The sequence below is a fragment of the Vibrio sp. 1069 genome, from assembly GCF_033340555.1.
Genome location: NZ_JAWOWP010000273.1, coordinates 1 through 778, shown reverse-complemented (window position 1 = coordinate 778; position 778 = coordinate 1). Strand labels below are relative to the sequence as shown.

Annotated in this window: 1 protein-coding gene and 1 pseudogene; both read left to right on the top strand. The window is 44.1% G+C overall.

Features of this window, described 5'->3' with window-relative positions; all coding sequences use genetic code 11:
- Positions 1-88, top strand: a pseudogene (gene leuD, locus R7040_RS25935) (3-isopropylmalate dehydratase small subunit); the annotation flags it as partial.
- A 132-nt stretch (positions 89-220) separates the two neighbouring features.
- Positions 221-778, top strand: a 558-nt coding sequence (locus R7040_RS25930) for a DUF547 domain-containing protein (RefSeq protein ID WP_318097497.1), incomplete at its 3' end; no start/stop codon positions are given.

Genomic DNA, 778 nt, shown 5'->3' with positions numbered 1-778 from the left:
TAATGGCTTAGATAACAGCGGTTTCACGCGTCAGCACGAAGACAAAATCGCTGAGTATGAAGCCAATATCCCAAGCTTCCTGCGTTAAAACGCATCCTTGAATACACAAATAACAGGCTGACCATTGTCAGCCTGGTTTGTTTTTATCCGTAGATTAAAGAAAGAAAACAACAACTAGACGGGTCTACACTAACAATCAAGTCTCACTAAAGGTCTCTCTATGAAGCGTTTCTTATTGCTATTGTGTGCTCTAGTTTCTTTCTCGGCGTTCGCCGCACCAAAAGCCGACTTATGGCCTTATTGGCAGCAGTCCAACGAGGTCAACCAAACTTCAATCTCTCATCTGGAGTGGCAACAGTTACTCGACAGCTATCTAGTTACCCGAGGTGACAACACTCTATTTCGTTACAACCAAGTCTCGTACGCCGATAAAACAAAGTTAAAGCAGTACATTCAACGTCTTGCTAGTTTAAATCCATTGCAATACCGCCAAGCCGAGCAATACGCATATTGGGTAAACCTATACAACGCGCTGACGGTTGACCTAATTTTGGATAACTACCCGATAACGTCGATCACCAAGTTAGGCGGGCTGTTTAGCTTTGGCCCATGGGATCAAGATGTCATCACCATTAACGGAAAAAGTCTGACCTTAAATGATATTGAGCACCGAATTTTACGACCAATCTGGCAAGACCCAAGAACGCACTACGCTGTCAATTGTGCAAGCCTAGGCTGCCCGAATCTTCAAACTCAAGCTTTTACCGCTGAGAATACT